The following is a 22757-nucleotide window of genomic DNA, read 5'->3' on the forward strand; positions in this document are numbered from 1 at the left end:
CGTGCGAACCATCACCGTCACCCGCTATGTCACGCCGCTGCGTGAAGGCGGCTCCATGCCCGCCGTGGTCGAAGGCGACGACCTGGGCCTGTACGTGCTCAAGTTCCGCGGGGCAGGGCAGGGCGTGCGCGCCTTGCTGGCCGAGCTTATCGCGGGCGGCATCGCGCGCGCCCTGCAACTGCCGGTGCCCGAGATCGTGCTGGCCGACCTGGACCCGGCGCTCGCGCAGACCGAGCCCGACCCCGAGATCCAGGACCTGGTGCGCGCCAGCGGCGGCCTCAACGTGGGGCTCGATTACCTGTCGGGTGCGCTCAACTTCGACCCGGCGGTCGACGAGGTGACCGACGACTTCGCCTCGCGCCTGGTGTGGTTCGACGCCCTGGTGGCCAATGTGGACCGCACCGCCCGCAACACCAACCTGCTGATGTGGCACCGCAAGCCCTGGCTCATCGACCACGGCGCATCGCTGACCTTTCACCACGCGTGGAACGGCGCGGTGGCGCAACCGGCCAAGCCGTTTGCACCCATGGCCGACCACGTCCTGCTGCACCGCGCCACCGCCATTGCGCAGATCGATGGCGAGCTGGCCGCATTGCTCACGCGCGATGTGCTCACTGCCATCCTGGCTGACATACCCGACGAGTTCCTGGCCCTTGCCGGGGCCGAGCACACCGAGGGCCCGCTGTCGGCACCGGCCAGCCACCGCCAGGCCTATGTGGACCATTTCTGCGCGCGCCTGGAAGGCCGTGCCGCCTGGGTGGACGCGCTGAAGGGAGCCTTCGATGCGCAGCGCTGAGATGGACGTGTACGACTACGCCGTCGTGCGCGTGGTGCCGCGTGTGGAGCGCGAAGAATTCATCAACGCCGGCGTGATCCTGTCGTGCCATCGCAGCGGCTTCCTGCAGGCGGCGATCGCGCTCGACGAGGCGCGCCTGCTGGCCATGGACCCGCAGGTGGACATCGACACCGTGCGCCGCCACCTGTCGGCCATCGTTGCCATCTGCGCGGGCGAGGCGGGTTGCGGGCCGATTGCGCAGCTGCCCTTCCGCTCGCGCTTTCACTGGCTGACGGCGCGGCGCAGCGCCATCATCCAGACCTCACCGGTGCACACCGGCCGCTGCACCGATGCGGCAGCGGCGCTCGACCACATCATGGACCGCATGGTGCGGCCTTTGCTACCGCGCTGACCCTGCGCTGACCGCTGCCTGCCGTCCCCATCTTTCATGACCGAGTCTTCGACACATCCTCCACTGGCCCGCTGCGTCATGGTGCTGGGCACCACCAGCGGCGCCGGCAAAAGCTGGCTCACCACCGCCCTGTGCCGCTGGTACAGCAACCAGGGCCTGAAGGTGGCGCCCTTCAAGGCGCAGAACATGAGCAACAACGCACGCGTGGTGCCCGGCCCCGGCGGCACGGGCGCCGATGCGGGTGGCTTTGGTGCCTGGGGCGAGATCGGCAGCGCGCAGTACTTCCAGGCCCTGGCGGCCCGCGCCGTGCCCGAGGTGCGCATGAACCCGCTGCTGCTCAAGCCCGAGGCCGACACCAAGAGCCAGGTGGTGCTGATGGGGCAGGTGAGCGCCGAGCTGACCGCGCTGCCTTGGCGCGGCCGCAGCGAGCGGGTGTGGCCGCAGATCGCGGCCGCGCTGGACGCCCTGCGCGCAGAGAACGACGTGGTGGTGATCGAAGGCGCGGGCTCGCCCGCGGAGATCAACCTGCACGCCAGCGACATCGTGAACATGCGCGTGGCCCGCCACAGCGATGCGCGCTGCCTGCTGGTGACGGACATCGACCGGGGCGGCGCGTTTGCGCACCTGTACGGCACCTGGGCGCTGTTGCCCGAAGACGAGCGCGCGCTCATCCACGGCTTTGTACTCAACAAATTTCGCGGGGATGCCAGCCTGCTTGCGCCCGCGCCGCAGATGCTGCAGGACCTGACCGGCGTGCCCACGGTCGCCACCATCCCAATGCAGTGGCACCACGGGCTGCCGGAAGAGGACGGCGTATTCGACGACCGCAGCACCGCAGCGGGTGCGGTGCAGACGACCGTGGCCGTCATCGCCTACCCGCGCATCAGCAACCTGGATGAGTTCCAGCCGCTCAAGAACGTGCCTGGTGTGCGCCTGCAGTGGGTGCGCAGCCCGGCCGACCTGGCGGCGCTGGGCGCTGCGGACTGGGTGGTGCTGCCCGGCTCCAAGGCCACCGCGTCGGACCTGGCCTGGCTGCGTGCACAGGGGCTCGACGGGGCCATCGCCACCCATGCCGCGCGCGGCGGGCGGGTGCTGGGCGTGTGCGGCGGCCTGCAGATGCTGGGCGAGGCGCTGATCGACACCGACGGCATCGACGGCAACGCGCCGGGCCTGGGCCTGCTGCCGCTGGTGACCGCCTTTGCGCGCGACAAGACGGTGCGGCTCACGCATACCTGTTGGGGCACGCTGGCGGGCGCATGGAGCGCGTTGTCAGGGGTGGAGGTGTCGGGCTACGAGATCCACCACGGGCAGACCGCGCAGCACCCGGCCATGGCCGCCGGGGGGGATGTGGCGCGCGAGGTGATGCCGCGCCTGGCCTGGACCAATGCGGCGGGCAATGTGCTGGGGGTGTACCTGCACGGGCTGTTCGAAGACACGGCGGTGCTGCACGCGCTGTTCGGCACGCGCGCCCTCACGCTCGACAGCGTGTTCGACGGCCTGGCGCGGTCCGCCGATGCCTGCTTTGCGCCCGGCGTGCTGGCGGCGTTGATAGCGCGCCCGGCGCCCGGCACTACGCCTGCTGCGGCATGACGGTGCGCGCCACCTCAGAGCCGCTCGCAGTGGTACGCGAGCGTGGTGTACGGGAAGCGCACGGTGTCTTGCCCGCGCAGCGCGGGATGGCGGGCGATGAGTTCTTCGATCTGCGCACGCACCTGCTGGCGCTCGGCATCGGGCAGCGCTGCGATGAAGCTCACCGACATGAAGCGGTCGACGATGACCTGCTCTGGCGGGCCTATGTGTTCGTGCTGCAGCCGTGTCTCGGCCAGGGCGCTGAAGCCGGGATGGGGGAACGGTTGCTTCCAGTCGCCCTTGTAGAACCGCGGGGCATCGCCTTCGAAGGGCGTGATGATGGTGGTCAGCTCGGCCACCCAGTCCACGGACTCGTCGCGCACATTCCAGACCAGGCCGAGCTTGCCGCCGGGGCGCAGCACGCGGTGGAACTCGTCCAGCGCGTCGGTGCCCGCGAACCAGTGGAACGACTGCGCGCAGACCACCGCGTCGAGCGTGGCATCGGGCAGCGGGATGGCCTGCGCCGTGCCTGCCAGCGTGCGCACCGTGGGCAACTGCCGCGCGTCGATCTTGGCGCGCATCGCGTCCACCGGCTCCACGCCCACCACATCGGCCCCGGTGGTCGCCAGCAGCGCGGTGAACTTGCCCGTGCCCGCACCCACATCGGCCACCTGCCGCCCCGGGCCCAGGCCCAGGGTGTGCGCCAGCCAGTCCGACAGCGCCGCCGGGTAGTCCGGCCGGCCGCGCGCGTAGGCCTGGGCCTCTTTCGCGTAACCCTGCTGTGCCGCAGCGTGCACAGCGTCATTCTTTGTGTTCACTACCACCATGACTGCACCTTTCGTTCTACCGTCCGTTGATGATTTGCATGATGCCGCGTTGGCCGCCCGCCTGCAGCATGTGATCGATTACAAGACCAAGCCGCTCGGTTCATTGGGCGCGCTGGAGCGCCTGGCGCTGCGCCTGGGCGTCATCCAGGGCACCGAGACACCTGCACTGCATGCGCCGCAGATGCTGGTGTGCGCGGGCGACCACGGGCTGGCCGCAAGGGGCGTGTCGGCGTTTCCGAGCGACGTGACCTGGCAGATGGTCGAGAACTTCCTGGCCGGTGGCGCCGCCGTGAGCGTGCTGGCGCGCCAGCACGGCCTGGGCCTCACGGTGGTGGACTGCGGCGTGGGCAAGCCCATCGCGGCGCGTGATGCCGCGCCGGGCCAGCCGCAATTGCTGCTGCGCAAGGTGGCGCTGGGCACGCAAGATGCGTCCGTGGGCCCTGCGATGACGGCAGCGCAGTGCAGCGAGGCTCTGGCGAATGGCGCAGAGGTGGTGCGCGGCCTGCCCGGCAATGCGCTGCTGCTGGGCGAGATGGGCATCGGCAACACGTCGGTGGCGTCGCTGCTGCTCGCGCGCCTGGCCGGCCTGCCGCTGGCCGAGGTGACGGGTGCGGGCACCGGGCTCGACGCCGCCGGCATCGAGCGCAAGCGCGCCGTGCTGCAGCAGGCACTGGATGTGAACGCCGAGGCCACCAGTGCGCTCGATGCACTGGCGGCCCTGGGCGGCTTCGAGGTGGCCACACTGGTCGGCGCGGTGCTGCAGGCGGCGGCCGAGCGCCGCGTGATCGTGGTGGACGGCTTCATCACCAGTGCTGCTGTGCTGGTGGCCAGCCGCCTGCAGCCGCATGTGCTGCAGCGCTGCGTGTTCGCCCACCGCTCGGGCGAACGGGGCCACAGCCTCATGCTGGCGCAGATGCAGGCCGAGCCGCTGCTGGACCTGGGCCTGCGCCTGGGCGAGGGCTCGGGCGCGGCGCTGGCCTGGCCGCTGCTGCAGTCGGCCTGCGCGGTGCTGGGTGAGATGGCGAGCTTCGAGTCGGCCGGCGTGGCCACGCAGACGGCCTGACGGGCTGCCTGCGTCAGGCCGCCACGGTGCGGTTGCGCCCCTGTTCCTTGGCGCGGTACAGCGCCGCATCGGCGCGCGAGAGCATCGCGTCCAGCGTCTCGTCCGGCCCCTGCCAACTGGTCACGCCGATGCTGACCTGGCAGTCGAGGGCGTGGCCCGCGGCCAGGGCGGCGTGGATGCGCTGGGCCACCTGCGCGGCGGCTGCGGCATCGGCACCGGGCAGCAGCACCATGAATTCCTCCCCGCCGTAGCGGCCCAGGCGGTCTTGCCGGCGCAGCACCTGCCGCGTGCTGTCGGCAAAGTGCACCAGCACCGCATCGCCGTGCTGGTGGCCGTGGGTGTCGTTCACGGCCTTGAAGTTGTCCAGGTCCAGCATCATGATGGACGGGCCCTGGCCGTAGCGGTGGGCGCGCTCCAGTTCGTCCTCGCAGCGCTGCAGCAGCGCGCGGCGGTTGAGCGTGTTGGTCAGCGAGTCGTGCGTGGCCAGGTGTTCCAGCTCGGTGCGCAGCCGGTCGGTGGCCATCAGCACCGCGCCGATGGACAGCATGAGCACCGTCAGCACGTAGGCGCCGATGTAGAAGGTCTGGAACATCGAGGGCTCCATCAGGTTGGCCCCCGCATGCCCGATGGCGATGGAGACGAGCCGCAGGGCGAGCACGGCCATGTGCAGGGCCAGCACCGCCTCCACCAGGCGCACCGGAAAGGTCTGCTCGCCATGGCGCAGCATGAAGCGCAGCTGCGCGGCGTAGATGAAACCCATCATGGCCGAGAAGAAGGCCACCCGCAGCGCGTAGTGCGGGACCCAGTAGGTGAGCACGATGAACACCAGCGTGCTGGCGGCCATGACCCAGGCCCACACGCGCCAGGTGCTGGGCGCCCCCATGAAGCTGCGCGTGCCCATGTAGTAGGTGACGGTGCCCAGCACCAGCAGTTCGTTGGCGAGCACCAGGCTCAGCCAGTCGGGTACGAAACCGCGCACGCTGAAGAGCACGGTGGAGGCCAGCCACAGCAGCGGGGCCACCGCCCAGGCGCCCACGCCACGGATCGATGGCGGGTAGTGCCGCCGCATGAACAGGAGCACGATGGCCATGACCGCGGACATGAAGCCCGCCATGGCGATCATGGAGCGCGGGTCGAGGTGCGTCATCCGGCGTGGGGGGAGGTGGCGCCTCTTGTAAAGGTAAGTATTTGTGTCTGCCTCGGTTTCAGTATAGCCATGCGTCAAGCGGCTCACCAGCAAGGCGCGCCGCGCAAACGTTTTCGCACCAATAAAAGGCTGCACCGTGCGGGCGCGGTGCCGGCGGTTCGTGCAACTGGTGCGCTGTGCGCACGATGCTGGTGCATTTTGTACTCAAAGTGAATAAAAGATTGTGTACAAAACTGGCACGGCGCTTGCAATAGGCAGTGCATGCAAGTCCCAGCCCCTGCCAAGGCCCCGGCCGCCATCGAAATCGTCGCACTCACCAAGCGGTATGCCCACGGCAAACCCGCGGTGGATGCGATCAACCTGCGCATTGCGAGCGGCAGCTACTGCTGCCTGCTGGGCCCTTCGGGCTGCGGCAAGAGCACGACCTTGCGCATGATCGCCGGGCACGAGTCGGTCACCAGTGGCGACATCCTGCTGGAGAACCGCAACATCACCGACCTGCCCGCCGCAGCGCGCGGCACGGCCATGATGTTCCAGAGCTTCGCGCTGTTCCCGCACCTGTCGGCGCTGGACAACGTGGCCTTCAGTTTGAAGATGAAGGGCGTGGCCAAGGCCGAGCGCCAAGCCAAGGCGCGCGACCTGCTCGAGCGCGTGGCCATGGGCCACCTGGCCGATCGCAAGCCGGCCGAGCTGTCGGGCGGGCAGCAGCAGCGCGTGGCGCTGGCGCGCGCGCTCATCACCCAGCCGCGCGTGCTGCTGCTGGACGAACCGCTTTCCGCGCTGGACCCTTTCCTGCGCATCCAGATGCGCGCCGAGCTGCGCCGCTGGCAAAAGGAGCTGGGCCTGACTTTCATCCACGTGACCCACTCGCAGGAAGAAGCCATGGCCCTGGCCGACACCATGGTGGTGATGAACCACGGCGTGATCGAGCAGGTGGGCAGCCCGCACGAGGTCTACAACCGGCCGGCCAGCGAGTTCGTGGCGCGCTTCATGGGCGGCCACAACGTGATCGATACGCTGGACGGCAAGGTCGGCGTGCGCACCGACCACCTGCAGATCGCCCCTGCCAGTGCCGAGCTGCCCTGGGGCGCCCAGCGCATGCAGGCCGTGGTGACCGACGTGGAGTACCAGGGCACCTATGTGCTGCTGGGCCTGCAAAAGCAGGGCGTGGCCCTGTCGGCCAACGCCACGGCGGCGTATTCGGTGATGGTGTCCGAGGCCGCCTTTGCCACCCAGCCGTATGCGGTGGGCCAGGGCGTGCAGCTGCACTGGACGCCGGAGCAGGCGCACCCGCTGTCGCCCCGCACGGTGCCGGTATCCGCGCCTGCTGCTGCTGATGCGGCCACTGCGCAGGCCGTGCCGGCCTGACCCTTTTTCGTTTGATCGTTCGTCCTCTCGTTTCCAACCCCCTGCCACTTCGCCAACCAAGGAGCTTTCCCATGTCCGACGACTCTCGTGCTGATTCCCCCGCTGTTGTTGCTGCCGCCGCCTCCGACACCACCGGCGGCATGCAGCGCCGCTCGCTGCTCAAGGGCACGGCGGGCATCCTGGCCGCCGGCGTGTTCCCGGCCGTCCATTCGCAGGAGAAGATCGTGCTGCGCTACCTGGGCACGGCGGTGAACCAGGACAAGGCCATTGCCGAGAAGTTCAAGGCCGACACCGGCATCGAGATCCAGTACGTGGCCGTGACCACGGACGACGTGACCAAGCGCGCCGTGACCGCGCCCAACAGTTTCGACCTGATCGACACCGAGTACTTCTCGCTGAAAAAGATCGTGCCCACGGGCAACTTGAAGGGCATCGACACCAAGCGCATCAAGAACGCGGACAAGATCACCACGCTGTTCACCACCGGCATGGTGGCCGGCAAGGCCGTGGGCGACCAGGGCACGGCGCCCAAGAAGGTGATCTACCTGGAAGGCGAAAAATCCAAGAAGTTCGCGACCGCGCCCACGCAGTTCATGTCGCTGATCCCCACCGTGTACAACGCCGACACGCTGGGCATCCGCCCCGATTTGATCAAGCGCCCCATCAGCTCCTGGGCCGAGCTTCTGAACCCCGAGTTCAAGGGCAAGACCGCGATCCTGAACATTCCTTCGATCGGCATCATGGACGCCGCCATGGTGGTCGAGGCCATGGGCATCTACAAGTACCCCGACAAGGGCAACATGACCAAGAAGGAGATCGACCTCACGATCAAGACCCTGATCGAAGCCAAGAAGCAGGGCCAGTTCCGCGCGCTGTGGAAGGACTTCAACGAGTCGGTCAACCTGATGGCATCGGGCGAGGTGGTGATCCAGTCGATGTGGAGCCCGGCCGTCACCGCCGTGCGCACCAAGGGCATCGCCTGCAACTTCCAGCCGCTCAAGGAAGGCTACCGCGCCTGGGCTGCAGGCTTCGGCCTGCCGGCCACATTGAGCGGCCGCAAGCTCGACGGCGCGTACGAGTTCATCAACTGGTTCCTGGACGGCTGGGCCGGCGCGTACCTGAACCGCCAGGGCTACTACAGCGCCGTGCTGGAGACCGCCAAGTCCAAGATGGAAGCCTACGAGTGGGCCTACTGGATGGAAGGCAAGCCCGCCACGCAGGACATCAAGAGCCCCAATGGCGACGTGCTGGCCAAGACCGGCGCGGTGCGCGACGGCGGCAGCTATGAGTCGCGCATGGGTGGCATCGCCTGCTGGAACGCGCTGATGGACGAGAACAACTACATGGTCCAGAAGTGGAATGAATTCGTCGCGGCCTGACGGAGTGAAGGGCGGGGCCTGGCTTCGACAGGCTCAGCCCGAACGGTTTGGGGGAGGGCGTGTGTTCACCGCAACCCCCAATCCGACCCCAATCCACCCCCAACCGTTCGCACTGAGCTTGTCGAAGTGAGGGCTCAGCATGACTTTTTGTGCCGATCCGTCATTGGAAAACTCCCAACCCGTTCACGCTGAGCCTGTCGAAGCGCCGCACGAGGCTTCGACAGGCTCAGCCCGAACGGCTCGGATCGATCGAACGCGAATCCTTGTGAATAGTCACGTTCTCTTGCGCTAATTTGGCTGAACCGCACCACCATGAGCACCACCCAAACTCCGACCTTGCCTGCCAGCGCCGCCCCAGGGCGCGGCATTGCCGCCTGGTGGCAGGCCGCGCCGTTCACGCTGGTGTTCGTGCTGTTCTTCCTGGTGCCGCTCGCGCTGATCGTGATGGTCAGCTTCTGGGACTTCAACGAGTACGAATTGCTGCCGGGCTTCACGTTCAAGAACTACGTGTCGATCTTTGCGGGCTGTGGCGATGCGTCAGACGGCCTGTGCGTCACGCTCAAGACGTACTGGTCCACGCTCAAGTTCAGTTTTCTGGTGTGGCTGATCACGCTGGTGATCGGCTTCACGGTGGCCTATTTCCTGGCCTTTCATGTGCGCTCGTCGGGCATGCAGACGCTGCTGTTCGTGCTGTGCACCATTCCCTTCTGGACGTCGAACGTGATCCGCATGATCTCGTGGGTGCCGCTGCTGGGGCGCAACGGGCTGGTGAACCAGACCCTGGTGGGGGCGGGGCTGGTCGATCAGCCCGTCGAATGGTTGCTGTTCTCGGACTTCTCGGTGGTGCTGGCCTTCGTGCACCTGTACACCATGTTCATGATCGTGCCCATCTTCAACAGCATGATGCGCATCGACCGCAGCCTCATCGAGGCCGCCAGCGACAGCGGGGCCAGCGGCTGGCAGACGCTGTGGAACGTGATCGTGCCGCTGTCGCGCACCGGCATCATCATCGGGTCCATCTTCGTGATCACCATCGTCATGGGCGACTTCGTCACCATCGGCGTGATGGGCGGCCAGCAGATCGCCTCCATCGGCAAGATCATCCAGGTGCAGACCTCGTACCTGCAGTTCCCGCTGGCGGCGGCCAATGCGGTGATCTTGCTGGCGGTGGTGCTGATGATCATCTGGGGCCTCACGCGCCTCGTCGACATCCGAAAGGAACTGTGATGGCAAACCGCATCCGCGAATCCCGCCCCGCCAGCTTCTGGCTGCTGGCCATCGTGTTCAGCCTGTTCGTGCTGTTCATGTACGGGCCCATGTTCGTCATCTTCATCCTGAGCTTCCAGGGCCCCGAGGGCGGGCTGACCTTTCCGATGCGCGGCGTGTCGCTGCACTGGTTCTACAAGCTGGCCGAAGGCCTGGGCGTGGTGGACATCGGCGCGGCACTGTGGCGCTCGCTGGGCCTGGGTGTGGCGGTGATGCTGTGCACGGTGGTGCTGTCGGTGCTGGCGGGCCTGGCCTTTCGCAAGAGGCTGGCGGGCGGCAACACGCTGTTCTTCATCGTCGTGGCCAGCCTGATCATGCCGTCCATCATCGTCTCGCTGGGCATCGGGCTGGAGTTCCGGCTCATCGACAACGGCATCAAGGCCGCGCTCGAATGGCTGGGCATGGAGAGCGCGCTGGAGGGCTACGGCACGTCGCTCGGCCTGTTTACCTCGGCCCTGGGTGCGCACCTGACCTGGACGCTGCCGTTCGGCCTGCTGATCATGTTCGCGGTGTTCAACCGCTTCAACCCGGCGTACGAAGAGGCCGCGCGCGACCTGGGCGCCACGCCCTGGCAGGGCTTTGCCCATGTGGTGCTGCCGCTGATCGCGCCCTCGGTGGTGGGCATCGGCATGTTCGGCTTCACGCTCAGCTGGGACGAGATCGCCCGCACCTCGCAGGCCATCGGCGACGTGAACACGCTGCCGCTGGAGCTGCAGGGCCTGACCAGCACGGTCACCACGCCGTCGATCTACGCGCTGGGCACCCTGACCACGGTGGTGTCGTTCGTGGTGATGGGCATCACGCTCGCCCTGGTGTGGGCATTGGGCCGCGGGCGCAAGGGCCGTTCGGGGTAAAAACGGCACATCTATGACCACGACTGCCAAGAAACCCCGGCGCGCAGCCCAGGCTGCCGCTTCTGCCCCCGCCTCCGCGCCCGCCGAATCGCCCGTTCAGTCGACCATGCAGTCGCCTATGGCCGAGGTCCCGGGCCAGCTGAGCGACAACGACATGTACGACCGCATGGTGTCGGCCATTCTGGACCACCGCCTGCCGCCCGGCACCAAGCTGGTCGAAGACAAGCTGGCAGCGGCCTTCGGCGTGTCGCGCACGCGCGTGCGGCCGCTGCTGGTGCGGCTGGCCAACGAGCAGGTGGTCACGCTCACACCCAACCGGGGCGCGTCCATCGCCCAGCCGACACCGGAAGAGGCGCGCGAAGTTTTCGAGGTCCGTCGCCTGCTCGAGCCGCGGCTGGTCGAGCTTTTCATCGCCAACGCCACCGACGCCGACATTGCCGCGCTGCGCACCTGCATCGACGACGAAGAGGCTGCGCGCGCCGGTGGCGACATGCGCCGGGCCATCCGCCTGTCGGGCGACTTTCACCTGCACATCGCCCAGGCCGCGGGCCACCAGACGCTCGGGCGCATCCTGCGCGAACTGGTCTCGCGCACCTCGCTCATCCTCATGACCTATAGCCCCAGCCATGCCCGCGAGCGCGAGGAGGCCACGGCCTGCGGCTGCCGGGAGCACCGCGCGCTGATCGACGCCATCCGCTTGCGCGACGCGCGCGAGGCGGCGCGGCTGATGCTGGACCATTTGAAACGCATCGAGTCCCAGCTGGAGTTCACCCCGCCCGCCAGCGATGCGCCCGACCTCATCGGTCTGCTGCTGGGCCGCGCGGCCTGAACGCATCGACCCGACCTCCACGACCTTCTTTAACCGTGCGCCAACTGCTGGTCATCAACCCCAACACCTCCGCCAGCGTGAGCACGCTGCTGCAGCACCACGTGCAGGCCGCTGCCGGCTCGCATGTGGCAGTGCGCACTGCCACCGCCCGTTTCGGTGCGCCGTACATCGCCTGCGAGGCGAGCTACGCCGTGGCAGCGCATGCCGCGCTCGACGCCTGGGCCCATGACCTGGCCCAGCCGCAGGGCAGACAGCAGCCGCCCGATGCCGTGCTGATCGGCTGCTTTGGCGACCCGGGCCTGATGGCGCTGCGTGAAAGCAGCCCCGTGCCCGTGACCGGCCTGGCCGAAGCCTCCTTCATCGAAGCCGCCCGCCACGGCCGCTTTGCCATCGTCACCGGTGGCGAACGCTGGGGCCCCATGCTGCAGCGCCTGGCGCAGGCTCTGGGGCATGCGCACGGGCTGGCAGGCATCCACACCGTGGCGCCCACAGGGGCCCAACTTGCCGCCGACCCGGACGCCGCCCGCGCCTTGCTGGCCCAGGCCTGCCGCGACGTGGTGCGCCAGATGGGTGTGCAGGCCGTCATCCTGGGCGGTGCAGGCCTGGCCGGCATGGCCGCCGCCGTGCAGCCGCAGGTGGGCGTGCCGGTGATCGACAGCGTGGTGGCGGGTGCGACCTGGGCGCTGCGGGCGCACCCGGTGCCGCCCGAGCGGCGGGTGGCGGGGTTTAATGTCGCGTGGAGCGGAGTGTCGGCCGATATGGTGAAGTTGGGTATGGCATCTCCGGTTTGACGAGATGCGGGCAAGAGAGTTAGTATTACAAATGTAATTACAAGGGTGATACTCTTATGCACATGCTCAAACTCACTCAGATCGGCAATTCCGTGGGTGTCGTATTGCCCAAAGAAGCACTGGCTCGTTTGAAGCTGGGCAAGGGTGAATCCATCTTTTTGACGGAAACACCCGACGGCTATGCATTGACTCCCTACGACCCTGCTCTTGAAGAGGAAATCAAGGCAGGCCGTGAATTCATGCACGACTTCCGCGACACGTTCCACCAGTTGGCCAAATGAGGTGGCGCTGGATCAGTAAGCAGGCCCTTGTTCTCCTGCACGGGGAAAGTCTCGCCACCCATGGCGGACGAGAAGGTATGCGCGATGAAGGCTTGCTGGAATCCGCGCTGATGCGGCCGCAGAACGTCGTCGCGTATGCCGGCCCAGAAAGCATGCTGGATGTAGCTACCCTGGCTGCCAGCTATGGCGTGGGATTGGCTAAGAACCATCCGTTTGTAGATGGCAACAAGCGTGCTGCATTCCTTGCGGTGGGTTTGTTCCTCTACCTGAATGGCATGCGTTTGCAGGTCAGCCAGACTGACGCGACTTTGACCATGCTCGCCGTCGCGGCCGGGGACATTTCGGAAGAAGTCTTTGCAGCCTGGCTGCGCAAACATGCAGTCGCTCGCCAAGCATGAAGGCTTTGAGGCCTCTACCGCTTGACTGTTAAGCGCGAGCAGCTATCGAATCTGTAGCGGCAGGCCGTATGGATCAAGGCGCCATCACCTTCGGCTCGAAATCGCAATACCGTGCCACCACGCACTCCCAGCAGTGCGGCTTGCGCGCCTGGCACACATAGCGGCCGTGCAGGATGAGCCAGTGGTGCGAGTCCACGGCGTACTCGGGGGGCACGCGCTTCATCAGCTGCAGCTCCACGGCCAGTGGGTTCTTGCCCGGGGCCAGGCCGGTGCGGTTGCTCACGCGGAAGATGTGGGTGTCCACCGCCATGGTGGGTTGGCCGAACGCCACGTTGAGCACCACGTTGGCCGTCTTGCGGCCCACGCCGGGCAGGGCCTCCAGGGCTTCGCGGGTGCGGGGGACCTGGCCGCCGTGCTGCTCCACCAGGATCTGGCAGGTCTGCAGCAGGTGGCGGGCCTTGCTCTTGTACAGGCCAATGGTCTTGATGTAGCCCTCCAGGCCCTCAAGGCCCAGGTCCCAGATGGCCTGGGGCGTGCCCGCCACCGGAAACAGCTTGCGCGTGGCCTTGTTCACGCCCACGTCGGTGGCCTGGGCCGACAGCAGCACGGCGGCCAGCAGCTCGAACGGGGTGGTGTACTCCAGCTCCGTGTTGGGCATGGGGTTGGCCGCCTTGAGGGTGGCGAAGAAGGGCTCGATGTCGGAGGTCTTCATCTGGACTTGGGTGGGGATGTCTTTTTTCTGGAAGGCACGGGTGGTGTCGCTCCATTGTCCCGCAGCTGGCCGCGCAGGAACTCGAGGAACATGCGCACGGCGGCCGGCAGGGTGCGGCCGTGCAGCGTCTGCAACTCGGTATAGCGCGCGCCCATGCCAGGCTCGCGGATCTGTGCGGCGTGCAGCTCGTCGCGCTGCACGCGGTCGCGCACCGTGACCTCGCCCGAGATGGACAGCCCCCCGCCGTGCAGCACGAAGTGCATCAGGGTCTCGAAGTGGTTGCACACCAGTGCGGGCTCGAACACCAGGCCGCGCTGGCTGCAGCCGATGTCGAACAGCTGGCGCACCGTGTTGTCGCGCTCGGGCAGGGCGATGGGGTAGCCATGCATCTGCGCCAGCGTGACCGACGCGAAGCGCGCGAGCGTATGGTCCTTGCGCATGATGGCGATGACGGGGGATGCCTGGCGGTGCTGCACGGTGATGTCGCGCTCGGCCGATCGGCTGTAGGTCAGCCCAATGTCGGCATCGCCGTTGAGCACGGCGGTGGTCACGGCCGCGGGGCTGACCACGCGCAGGTGGAACTGGATGCCGGGGTATTGCGTGCGGAACTGCGCCATCACCCGGGGAAGGAATTCGATGGCAAAGCCGGCCGAGCTGCACACGCGCACCAGCCCGGTGTGCAGGCCCTGCAGCGCCGCAATGTCTGACACCACACGGTCCGCCTCCAGCGCGCCGCGCCGGGCGTAGGCCGCCAGCAGTTCGCCGGCGGCGCTGGGCGCCATGCCGCGCGGGCGCCGCTCGAACAGCGGCACGGAGAGCAGGTCTTCGAGCGCGGCCACCTGCCGGCTGACGGCCGAGGGCGACACGTTCAGGCGCGTGGCGGCGTCGCTGACCGAGCCGCTGCGCACGACCTCCAGAAAGTAACGCAGTGCCGTGTCCTGAAGCCGGGTCGAAAGCATGGGTCTGACTTGGGGTGTGGGTTGCATAAAACGCAACGATAACCTCAGAAATCGTCGATTGTCGAAACGCAAGGGGCTGCTTATGCTGACTTGCAAATGACACAATCCTCCAGCTTAGCCACATCGACCACACCCGCGCAGCCTGCCCAGAGCAGGGCACCGGGCGGCATCGTCGGCCACACGGCCACCAGCTTGTCGCGCGCCATCCATGCCCGCGACGTGTCGTGCGCCGAGGTGCTCGACGCCTACCTGGCCCAGGTCGACCGCCTGAACCCCGTGGTCAATGCGCTGGTGGCCCTGGCAGAACGTGACGTGTTGCGTGCGCAGGCTGCCGAGCGCGATGCGCAGCTGGCGCGCGGCGAGAGCCTGGGGCCGCTGCACGGCTTTCCGCAGGCGCCCAAGGACATCATGCCCGCCGCCGGCATGGTCACCACGCGCGGTTCACCCATCTTCGCGGGGCAGGTGTCGACCACCGACGCCGTGGTGTTCGAGCGCATGCGCGCGGGCGGCGCGCTGTTCATCGGCCGCAGCAACTCGCCCGAGTTCGGGCTGGGCGGGCACACCTACAACCCCGTGTACGGCACCACGCGCAATGCGTTCGACCCGGCCGTGTCGGCGGGCGGCAGCAGCGGCGGGGCGGCGGTGGCCGTGGCGCTGCACATGCTGCCGGTGGCCGACGGCTCGGACATGATGGGATCGCTGCGCACGCCGGCGGCGTTCAACAACGTGTACGGGCTGCGCACCTCGTTCGGCCTGGTGCCGCACGGCCCGACGGAAGAGGTGTTCTTCCAGCAGTTCAGCGTGGCCGGTCCCATGGCGCGCAACATCCCGGACCTGGCGCTGCTGCTGTCGGTGCAGGCGGGCTTCGATGCGCGGCTGCCGCTCACCCGCCGGCACGAGGACATTGCCTTGCTGGGGCGGCCGCTGGAGCGCGACTTCCGCGGTGCACGCATCGGCTGGCTGGGCGACCTGGGCGGGCACCTGCCCACCGAGCCCGGCGTGCTGGCCACCTGCGAGCAGGCGCTTGCGCACTTTCGCACGGTGGGCTGCACGGTGGAATCCGTGGTGCCTGCGTTCGACATGGCCCAGCTGTGGAACGCCTGGATCGACCTGCGCAGCTTCAGCGTGGCGGGGGCCAATGCGGCCCTGTACCGCAACCCGGACACGCACGCACTGCTCAAGGCCGAGGCGGTGTGGGAGATCGAGCGCGGCATGCGCCTGTCGGCCCTGCAGGTGTACGACGCCGCCCGTGTGCGCAGTGCCTGGTACCAGGTGCTGCGCGGCCTGTTCGAGCAGTTCGACTTTTTGGTGCTGCCGGCCGCGCAAGTCTTCCCGTTCAATGCCGACCTGGACTGGCCGCACGAGGTCGGCGGGCGCACCATGGACACCTACCACCGCTGGATGGAGGCCGTGGTGCCCGCCACCATGGCCGGCCTGCCCGCACTGGCTGCGCCTGCGGGCTTCGGGCCCGGCGGCTTGCCGGCGGGGCTGCAGATCATCGGCCCGGCGCAGTCCGATGCGGCCGTGCTGCAGATCGGCCATGCGTACGACCAGGCCAGCGTTCATGCCCGGGTGCCGAGCCCGTTGCTGGGTTGATGCGCGCTGTTTTTTTCCATCGTTTCGCCATCCCGCCCTTACCGCCATCCTGCCCTTGCCGCTTTTTTTGACCGGAGAACCCACCATGTCCCTGCCGCGCTCCCGCTTCGTATCGTGTCTCCTGGCCAGCGCATTCGTGCTGGCGGCGCCCGCCGTGTCCTGGGCGCAGCAGACCTATCCCGACCGGCCCGTGAAGCTGGTCGTCCCGTTCGCCCCCGGCGGCGCCACGGACATCCTGGGGCGCCTGCTGGCCACGGCGATGGGCGAGCGGCTGGGCCAGCCGATGGTGGTCGAAAACAGGCCGGGCGCGGGCACGGTGGTGGCCGCATCGCTGGTGGCCAAGGCACCGGCCGACGGCTACACCCTGCTGCTGGGCGCCAACACCACGCTCACCATGAACCCCGCCATCCGCACCAACCTGCCGTACGACCCGGTGCGCAGCTTCGCGCCCATCGGCCTGGTGGCGGACATGGGGCTGCTGCTGGTGGCCCACAACGATGTGCAGGGCAGCACGCTCAAGGACATCGTGGCGCAGGCCAAGGCCGCGCCGGACAAGTTCTCGTACGGGTCCTACGGCACGGGCTCGTCGGTGCACTTCGGCGCCGAGATGCTCAAGGCCACCGCGGGCTTTCCGATGCTGCACGTGCCCTTCAACGGCAGCTCGCCCAACCTGACTGCGCTGATGGGCGGGCAGGTGCAGCTGGCGGTGGACACGGTGGTGGCCTCCACACCGCTCATCAAGGCCGGCAAGATCAAGCCCATCGCCGTGCTGAGCCCGCAGCGCCTGGCGTTGCTGCCCAACGTGCCCACGGTGGCCGAGAGCGGCTACCCGGGCTTCGACATGGGCTCGTGGTTCGCGTTCGTCGCGCCCGCCGGCCTGCCCGCGCCGGTGCAGAAAAAGCTGGAGAAGGCCCTGGCCGACACCATGGCGTCTGCCGAATTCAAGAAGAAGCTGGTGGACATCGGCATGACCCCGGCCTGGGGCAACGGCGACGCGCTGCGCGCCCGCATCGAGCGTGAACTGCCGCTGATGCGCGCCGTGGCGGCGCGGGCGGACATCCGCGTCGATTGATCAAGAAGGCGGGCGCGCTGGGGCGCGGGGGGCGTGCTCAGGCCGTGCGCTGCACCGCCAGGCACAGCCAGCAGGCAAACGCGCCCGTGGCGGGGTTGACGGCAAAGTGCTCGTCATAGACCTCGACGGCGGGCTGCGCGGCCACTTCCCAGCCGGCGGGGATTTGCCCCGGGGCCATCATGCCCGCCCAGGCCGCGCCGATCTCGGGCCCGGTGCCCACGAACTGCAGGCAGGCGTAGTCGCCGCCCGCAAAGTCCTGCACCATCGCCTCGGTGCCCGTGCGCAAGCCCACGCCGACCTGCACGCAGGCGTCGTAGCGGCACTGCTCGGGCGGGGTGCAGGCGGGGTTGTCCAGGCTGATCCCGTAGTACTTGGGGCGCGGCTCGGCCAGGCCATGGGCCTGGCACCACCGGCCAAAGCGGTCCCACAGGTGCGTGAGCGACGGGCCGTAGGGGCCGGTCTGGCGCATGTAGGCCAGGCGCATGCGGGGCAATTGGCGGATTTCGAGGGGCATGGGGCAGGTCTTTCAGTCGGGTGATGGCCGACAACGCGGCGCCTTGCATCGTAAACACCTTGCCCGTCGCAGGAAACCTGCTCGGCAATTGGCGACAATGGCAGATTCTTTGCCACCCACCTTGTTGACGCCATGCAATTCGCCGACCGCCTGAACAATGTAGAAACCTCCGCCATCCGCGAGCTTTTCAAGCTGCTGGGCAAGCCCGGCATCATCAGCTTTGCGGGCGGCTTCCCGGACAGCGCGATGTTCGACGTGGATGGCATCCGCGCTGCCAGCAACGCCGCGCTGGCCGAAGAACCCGGCGCCGCGCTGCAGTACGGCGCCACCGAGGGCTACAACCCGCTGCGCGAGCAACTGGCCGCCTTCATGGCATCCAAGGGTGCCACGGCGGTCGCGGCCGACAACCTTATCGTCACCACCGGCAGCCAGCAGGCGCTGGACCTGCTGGGCAAGACGCTCATCAGCCCCGGCGACAAGGTCATCGTGGAAGGCCCGACCTTCCTGGCCACCATCCAGTGCTTTCGCCTGTACGGCGCCGAACTCATCAGCGCACCCATAGACGCCAACGGCGTGAAGACCGACGAGCTGGAAAAGCTGATCGCCGAGCACAAGCCCAAGTTCGTCTACCTCATCCCCACCTTCGGCAACCCCAGCGGCGCCATGCTGAGCGCCGAGCGCCGCAAGGCCGTGCTGGAGATGGCCGTGAAGCACGACACCCTGATCGTCGAGGACGACCCCTACGGCGACCTGTATTTTGGCGACGCGCCACCCCCCAGCCTGCTCAACCTGTCGGCCAGCGTGCCCGGCAGCCGCGAGCTGCTGGTGCACTGCGGCAGCTTGAGCAAGGTGCTGTCGCCCGGCCTGCGCGTGGGCTGGATGATCGCCCCGGCCGAGCTGCTGGCCAAGGCCACCATGTGCAAGCAGTTCAGCGATGCGCACACCAGCACCTTCGCCCAGGCCACGGCCGCCCAGTACCTCAAGGCCGGCCGCATGCCCGCCACGCTGGCCAACGTGCGCAAGGTGTACGCCGAGCGTGCCCAGGCCATGGGCGATGCGCTGCGCAAGGAACTGGGCGACGCCATCGAGTTCGTGCAGCCCCAGGGCGGCCTGTTCGTGTGGGCACGCCTGACCGGCGCGGGCGGCAAGGTGGCCGACGGCAATGTGCTGGCCAAGCGCGCCATCGAAAAGGGCGTGGCCTTCGTGCCCGGCACGCCGTTCTTCTGCGCCAACCCCGACCACGCTACGCTGCGCCTGTCGTTCGCGACGGCCGATGTGGAGAAGATCCGCGAAGGCGTGGCGCGCTTGGGCCAGGCGGTGTGATGGACGACCACGCGCACCAGCAGATCATCGAGCGGCTGGAGAGCCTGGAGATCAAGGCCAGCTTCACCGAAGACCTGCTGGACCAGCTCAACATGACCATCTACCGCCAGCAGGAGCTGATCGACCGGCTGGCGCGCGAGGTGATCGAGCTGCGCCAGCAAGCGCCGGAGGGCGGTGGCGCCGCGGCACCGCGCAACCCGCGCGACGAGCTGCCGCCGCACTATTGACGACCAAAGGCCCACTCCGCCGTACACCGTACACCGCGCTTCCACGCAGAAAGGTCGCCCATGCCTTCCTCCATGCTCACCCCATCGGCCCTGGCCCTGTGCGGCGCAGGCGCGGCGCTGCACCTCTACACGGTGGTGTTCAAGGCAGCGGGCGGCGAGGAGGGCGCCGGTGCCAGCGCATTCCTTATCGGCCTGTGGGTCTTCTCGTGCGCGCCGTACGCCATCTCTGCCTGGCTGGCACGGGGCCGCTGGGCGGCGTGGGCCCTGGGGGCGGCTGCCGCGTGCCTGGTGGCAGACGTGTACATGCACTACAGCGTCTTCGTGGCCCCGGCGGGCTCCACCGCAGCGCTGGGCCTGCTGTTCATGCCGCTGTGGAACCTTGTCATCATCGGCCCGGCGGGAGCATTGCTGGCCGGGGCCGTGCATTGGGCCTGGCGCCGCAAGGCGGGCGCAGCGGGCTGACCGGCAGTCGCAACACCCGCCAGGGCCGCGCTGCTACGCCTTGACCGAGCGCCACGCTGCCGCGGCCAGCTCGCTGCGGTAGGTTTCGGGCGACGGCAGCGTGCCCGGCCCGGCGCGGTCCGACAGCCAGGCCCGGCAGTAGCTCTGCACCGGCCCCATCACCAGCGACGGCATCAGCTCGCACGGCAAGTCCAGCACCGCACCGGCGCGGCGCTGCGGCTCGAACCAGGCCACCAGCGCCTGGTTGCGGCGACGGGCCGCCTCGGCCAGGTCGGGCGAGCGCGGGCCCGCCGCCACGGCGCCCCGGGCCTGGAACATGAAGCGCGCCCGCCCGGGCTGCGCCACCACCCAGTCCAGATACCCCGTGACCAGGGCGCGCACACCGGCTTCCACGCCGCGCGAGGCATCGAGCTGCGCCTGCACGCTGCGCGACTGGTCGTGAAAGATGTCGAAGAACAGCGCCGCCACGATGCCGTCGCGGTTGCCGAAGTGGTGATACATGCTGCCCACGCTGGCCCCGCAGCGGGCGCGCACGCCGTCGATGGTGACGGCGTCCACGCCGCCTTCGGCCGCGCAGGCGAGGGCGGCGTTCAGGATGTCCTGGCGGCGGTCTGCGGTGGCTTCGGTCGGAGGGGCGGGCGGGTTGGGGGAAGTGCGGCTTGCCATGGCATGTAATTCTAGAATAAAGTTCTAGAAAATATTTCTAGTTCACGATGGTGCCCATGCAGTCTTCTTCCGCCGCTCCCACAGCCTTCCCTGCAGCCGCCGCCGCCACGCCCGGCGCAGCCTTGTACCCGCACCTGCTCGCGCCCCTCGACCTGGGCTTCACCACGCTCAAGAACCGCGTGCTCATGGGCTCCATGCACACGGGGCTGGAGGACGGGCGCGACCTGTCGCGCATGGCGGCGTATTTCCGCGAGCGGGCCGAGGGCGATGTGGGCCTGATCGTGACCGGCGGTTTTGCGCCCAACATCGCGGGCTGGGCCAAGCCTTTTGCGGGCACGTTGTCCACGTCGGGCGCGGCGCGGCGCCACCAGATGGTCACGCGGGCCGTGCACGAGGCGGGCGGCAAGATCGCGCTGCAGATCCTGCACACGGGCCGCTACGCCTACCACCCGCTGGCGGTGGCGCCCTCGCGCCTGCAGTCGCCCATTTCGCCGTTCACGCCGTTCGCACTGTCGGCCCGCGGGGTGGAGCGCCAGATCCGCGCGTTCGTCAACTGCGCCGTGAAGGCGCGCGAGGCCGGCTACGACGGCGTGGAGGTGATGGGCTCGGAGGGCTACTTCATCAATCAGTTCCTGTCGCAGACCACCAACCTGCGCCAGGATGCCTGGGGCGGCGACTACAGCCACCGCATGCGCCTGCCGGTGGAGATTCTGGCCCGCATGCGCGAGGCCGTGGGGCCGGACTTCATCATCATCTACCGCCTGTCGATGATCGACCTGGTGCCCGGCGGCAGCAGCTGGGACGAGATCGTCACCCTGGGCAAGGCCGTGGCCACGGGCGGGGCGAACATCGTCAACACCGGCATCGGCTGGCACGAGGCGCGGGTGCCTACCATTGCCACCAGCGTGCCGCGCGCGGCGTTTGCCTGGGTCACGCAGAAGATGAAGGCCGAGTTCGCGGCGGCAGGCATTGCCACGCCGCTGGTCACCTCCAACCGCATCAACACGCCCGAGGTGGCTGAAGCCGTGCTGGCCGACGGCTGCGCCGACATGGTGTCGATGGCGCGGCCGCTGCTGGCCGATGCCGCCTTCGTGAAGAAGGCCGCCCAGGGCCGGGCCGACCGCATCAACACCTGCATCGCCTGCAACCAGGCCTGCCTGGACCATGTGTTCCAGAACAAGACCAGCAGTTGCCTGGTCAACCCGCGCGCCTGCCACGAGACCGAACTGGTCTACCGGCCCATCGCCACACCGTCGGCCCGCAAGCGCATCGCCGTGGTGGGCGCCGGGCCTGCAGGCCTGACGGCGGCCACGGTGGCGGCCGAGCGGGGGCACGAGGTGCACCTGTTCGACGCAGCGCCGGCCATCGGCGGCCAGCTCAACATGGCCAAGGTGATTCCGGGCAAGGAGGAGTTTCACGAGATGCTGCGCTACCTGGCCACGCGGGTGGAGGACACCGGCGTGCAGCTGCACCTGAACCGCGCGGTGGAGGCTGCGGACCTGGCTGGCTTCGACGAGGTGGTGGTGGCCACGGGCGTGTTGCCGCGCGACCCGCAGATCCCCGGGCAGGACCACCCCAAGGTGCTGAGCTACATCGACGTGCTGCGCCACGGCAAGCCGGTGGGCGAGCGGGTGGCCATTGTCGGCGCGGGCGGCATCGGCTTTGACGTGGCCGAGTTTTTGACGCACGGCGAGCACCCGTCCACCACGCTCGACGTGTCCGCGTGGCAGGCCGAATGGGGCATCACCGACCCCGCCGAGGCGCGCGGCGGCCTGGCACCTGCCGGGCCGCACGCCACGCCGCCGGCGCGCCAAGTCACGCTGCTGCAGCGCAAGAAGGGCAAGCTCGGTGGCGGCCTGGGCAAGACCACGGGGTGGATCCACCGCACGGTGCTCAAGATGAAGGACGTGCAGATGGTGGGTGGCGTGAACTACGAGCGCATTGCCGACGAAGGCCTGCTGGTGTCGTACGGCGAGAAGCGCGAGGACCCCGCCTGGATCGCCTGCGACACCGTGGTGCTGTGCGCGGGCCAGGTGCCGCTGGCCAGCCTCGCGCAGGCGCTGGAGGCCCAGGGTCGCAAGCCGCACCTGATCGGCGGTGCGCTGGAGGCGGGGGAGCTGGATGCCAAGCGCGCCATCGACCAGGCGGCGCGGCTGGCTGCGCGGTTGTGATGGGGCTGGCACCCACCACGCTACTTCAGTAGGGTGACGCCACGGGCGGTTCAGGCAGTGGATTTAGTAAAAAAACGGCCCTACCGCTTGATAGGT

General features: G+C 68.3%; 24 protein-coding genes. 18 read left to right on the plus strand and 6 right to left on the minus strand.

The genetic code is table 11. From position 1 onward, the window contains the following. Position 1 precedes the first annotated feature (1 nt). The 3 genes from ACSQ3D_RS06185 (at position 2) to ACSQ3D_RS06195 (ending at position 2777) form a co-directional block, all read left to right on the plus strand. The gene (locus ACSQ3D_RS06185) at positions 2-796 is read left to right on the plus strand and encodes a HipA family kinase (protein WP_436126261.1); all 795 of its coding nucleotides are present in this window, start codon (positions 2-4) and stop codon (positions 794-796) included. Further along, on the plus strand, positions 783-1187 hold the full coding sequence (locus tag ACSQ3D_RS06190; protein WP_436126262.1) for a DUF3037 domain-containing protein: 405 nt from the start codon (positions 783-785) through the stop codon (positions 1185-1187). The genes ACSQ3D_RS06185 and ACSQ3D_RS06190 overlap by 14 nt, the downstream gene beginning before the upstream one ends. A 78-nt stretch (positions 1188-1265) precedes the next feature. Continuing rightward, the gene (locus tag ACSQ3D_RS06195; protein ID WP_436126722.1) at positions 1266-2777 is read left to right on the plus strand and encodes a cobyric acid synthase; all 1512 of its coding nucleotides are present in this window, start codon (positions 1266-1268) and stop codon (positions 2775-2777) included. Positions 2778-2791: 14 nt separating this feature from the next. Here the strand turns inward: ACSQ3D_RS06195 and ACSQ3D_RS06200 are convergent, their stop codons facing one another. Continuing rightward, on the minus strand, positions 2792-3583 hold the full coding sequence (locus ACSQ3D_RS06200; RefSeq protein ID WP_436126263.1) for a class I SAM-dependent methyltransferase: 792 nt from the start codon (positions 3581-3583) through the stop codon (positions 2792-2794). Here ACSQ3D_RS06200 and cobT point away from each other — a divergent pair. Beyond that, complete coding sequence (gene cobT / locus ACSQ3D_RS06205; RefSeq protein ID WP_436126264.1) at positions 3582-4646, plus strand: nicotinate-nucleotide--dimethylbenzimidazole phosphoribosyltransferase; 1065 nt, start codon at positions 3582-3584, stop codon at positions 4644-4646. The two genes, ACSQ3D_RS06200 and cobT, sit on opposite strands and share 2 nt — an antisense overlap. Before the next feature lie 13 nt (positions 4647-4659). Here cobT and ACSQ3D_RS06210 read toward each other — a convergent pair whose 3' ends face one another. Further along, positions 4660-5793, minus strand: coding sequence for a GGDEF domain-containing protein (locus tag ACSQ3D_RS06210; protein ID WP_235507408.1), 1134 nt, complete (start codon positions 5791-5793; stop codon positions 4660-4662). A 261-nt stretch (positions 5794-6054) separates the two neighbouring features. Between ACSQ3D_RS06210 and ACSQ3D_RS06215 the strand changes: the two genes are divergently transcribed. The 8 genes from ACSQ3D_RS06215 (at position 6055) to ACSQ3D_RS06250 (ending at position 12959) form a co-directional block, all read left to right on the plus strand. Next, positions 6055-7161, plus strand: coding sequence for an ABC transporter ATP-binding protein (locus ACSQ3D_RS06215; RefSeq protein WP_436126265.1), 1107 nt, complete (start codon positions 6055-6057; stop codon positions 7159-7161). A gap of 71 nt (positions 7162-7232) precedes the next feature. Beyond that, entirely contained in the window at positions 7233-8540 is a 1308-nt protein-coding gene (locus ACSQ3D_RS06220) for an ABC transporter substrate-binding protein (protein ID WP_056169512.1), read from the plus strand. Between the two features lie 312 nt (positions 8541-8852). Then, the gene (locus tag ACSQ3D_RS06225; RefSeq protein WP_436126266.1) at positions 8853-9767 is read left to right on the plus strand and encodes an ABC transporter permease; all 915 of its coding nucleotides are present in this window, start codon (positions 8853-8855) and stop codon (positions 9765-9767) included. Next, on the plus strand, positions 9767-10660 hold the full coding sequence (locus tag ACSQ3D_RS06230) for an ABC transporter permease (RefSeq protein ID WP_436126267.1): 894 nt from the start codon (positions 9767-9769) through the stop codon (positions 10658-10660). The genes ACSQ3D_RS06225 and ACSQ3D_RS06230 overlap by 1 nt, the downstream gene beginning before the upstream one ends. Before the next feature lie 13 nt (positions 10661-10673). Next, complete coding sequence (locus ACSQ3D_RS06235; protein ID WP_436126268.1) at positions 10674-11489, plus strand: GntR family transcriptional regulator; 816 nt, start codon at positions 10674-10676, stop codon at positions 11487-11489. Between the two features lie 35 nt (positions 11490-11524). After that, a complete protein-coding gene (locus ACSQ3D_RS06240) occupies positions 11525-12280 on the plus strand; it encodes an aspartate/glutamate racemase family protein (protein WP_436126269.1) in 756 nt (251 codons plus the stop codon). 56 nt (positions 12281-12336) lie between these two features. Further along, a complete protein-coding gene (locus ACSQ3D_RS06245; protein WP_436126270.1) occupies positions 12337-12561 on the plus strand; it encodes an AbrB/MazE/SpoVT family DNA-binding domain-containing protein in 225 nt (74 codons plus the stop codon). Continuing rightward, positions 12558-12959, plus strand: coding sequence for a type II toxin-antitoxin system death-on-curing family toxin (locus tag ACSQ3D_RS06250; RefSeq protein ID WP_436126271.1), 402 nt, complete (start codon positions 12558-12560; stop codon positions 12957-12959). Before ACSQ3D_RS06245 ends, ACSQ3D_RS06250 begins: the two co-directional genes overlap by 4 nt. A 73-nt stretch (positions 12960-13032) precedes the next feature. Here the strand turns inward: ACSQ3D_RS06250 and nth are convergent, their stop codons facing one another. Further along, positions 13033-13671, minus strand: coding sequence for an endonuclease III (gene nth, locus ACSQ3D_RS06255; RefSeq protein ID WP_436126272.1), 639 nt, complete (start codon positions 13669-13671; stop codon positions 13033-13035). Continuing rightward, on the minus strand, positions 13668-14630 hold the full coding sequence (locus tag ACSQ3D_RS06260; RefSeq protein ID WP_436126273.1) for a LysR family transcriptional regulator: 963 nt from the start codon (positions 14628-14630) through the stop codon (positions 13668-13670). Before ACSQ3D_RS06260 ends, nth begins: the two co-directional genes overlap by 4 nt. A 96-nt stretch (positions 14631-14726) precedes the next feature. Between ACSQ3D_RS06260 and ACSQ3D_RS06265 the strand changes: the two genes are divergently transcribed. Together ACSQ3D_RS06265 and ACSQ3D_RS06270 are read left to right on the plus strand one after the other, a co-directional pair. Beyond that, on the plus strand, positions 14727-16226 hold the full coding sequence (locus ACSQ3D_RS06265; RefSeq protein WP_436126274.1) for an amidase: 1500 nt from the start codon (positions 14727-14729) through the stop codon (positions 16224-16226). Between the two features lie 85 nt (positions 16227-16311). Then, positions 16312-17298 (plus strand): Bug family tripartite tricarboxylate transporter substrate binding protein, encoded by a 987-nt coding sequence (locus ACSQ3D_RS06270; protein WP_436126275.1) that lies wholly within the window; start codon positions 16312-16314, stop codon positions 17296-17298. 37 nt (positions 17299-17335) lie between these two features. Here ACSQ3D_RS06270 and ACSQ3D_RS06275 read toward each other — a convergent pair whose 3' ends face one another. Beyond that, positions 17336-17812, minus strand: coding sequence for an AraC family transcriptional regulator (locus tag ACSQ3D_RS06275; RefSeq protein WP_436126276.1), 477 nt, complete (start codon positions 17810-17812; stop codon positions 17336-17338). Between the two features lie 132 nt (positions 17813-17944). Between ACSQ3D_RS06275 and ACSQ3D_RS06280 the strand changes: the two genes are divergently transcribed. The 3 genes from ACSQ3D_RS06280 to ACSQ3D_RS06290 are packed head-to-tail and all read left to right on the plus strand — an operon-like array spanning position 17945 to position 19824. Next, complete coding sequence (locus tag ACSQ3D_RS06280) at positions 17945-19135, plus strand: PLP-dependent aminotransferase family protein (RefSeq protein WP_436126277.1); 1191 nt, start codon at positions 17945-17947, stop codon at positions 19133-19135. Beyond that, complete coding sequence (locus ACSQ3D_RS06285) at positions 19135-19362, plus strand: SlyX family protein (RefSeq protein WP_436126278.1); 228 nt, start codon at positions 19135-19137, stop codon at positions 19360-19362. Before ACSQ3D_RS06280 ends, ACSQ3D_RS06285 begins: the two co-directional genes overlap by 1 nt. Before the next feature lie 60 nt (positions 19363-19422). Next, positions 19423-19824, plus strand: a complete 402-nt coding sequence (locus ACSQ3D_RS06290) for a hypothetical protein (RefSeq protein WP_436126279.1) — start codon at positions 19423-19425, stop codon at positions 19822-19824. Between the two features lie 33 nt (positions 19825-19857). Here the strand turns inward: ACSQ3D_RS06290 and ACSQ3D_RS06295 are convergent, their stop codons facing one another. Beyond that, positions 19858-20490, minus strand: a complete 633-nt coding sequence (locus tag ACSQ3D_RS06295; protein ID WP_436126280.1) for a TetR/AcrR family transcriptional regulator — start codon at positions 20488-20490, stop codon at positions 19858-19860. 56 nt (positions 20491-20546) lie between these two features. Here ACSQ3D_RS06295 and ACSQ3D_RS06300 point away from each other — a divergent pair, with 56 nt between their 5' ends. Next, the gene (locus tag ACSQ3D_RS06300) at positions 20547-22661 is read left to right on the plus strand and encodes an FAD-dependent oxidoreductase (RefSeq protein ID WP_436126281.1); all 2115 of its coding nucleotides are present in this window, start codon (positions 20547-20549) and stop codon (positions 22659-22661) included. Positions 22662-22757 lie beyond the last annotated feature (96 nt).

The organism is Acidovorax sp. LjRoot117, from assembly GCF_964252695.1.
GTDB lineage: Bacteria > Pseudomonadota > Gammaproteobacteria > Burkholderiales > Burkholderiaceae_C > Acidovorax.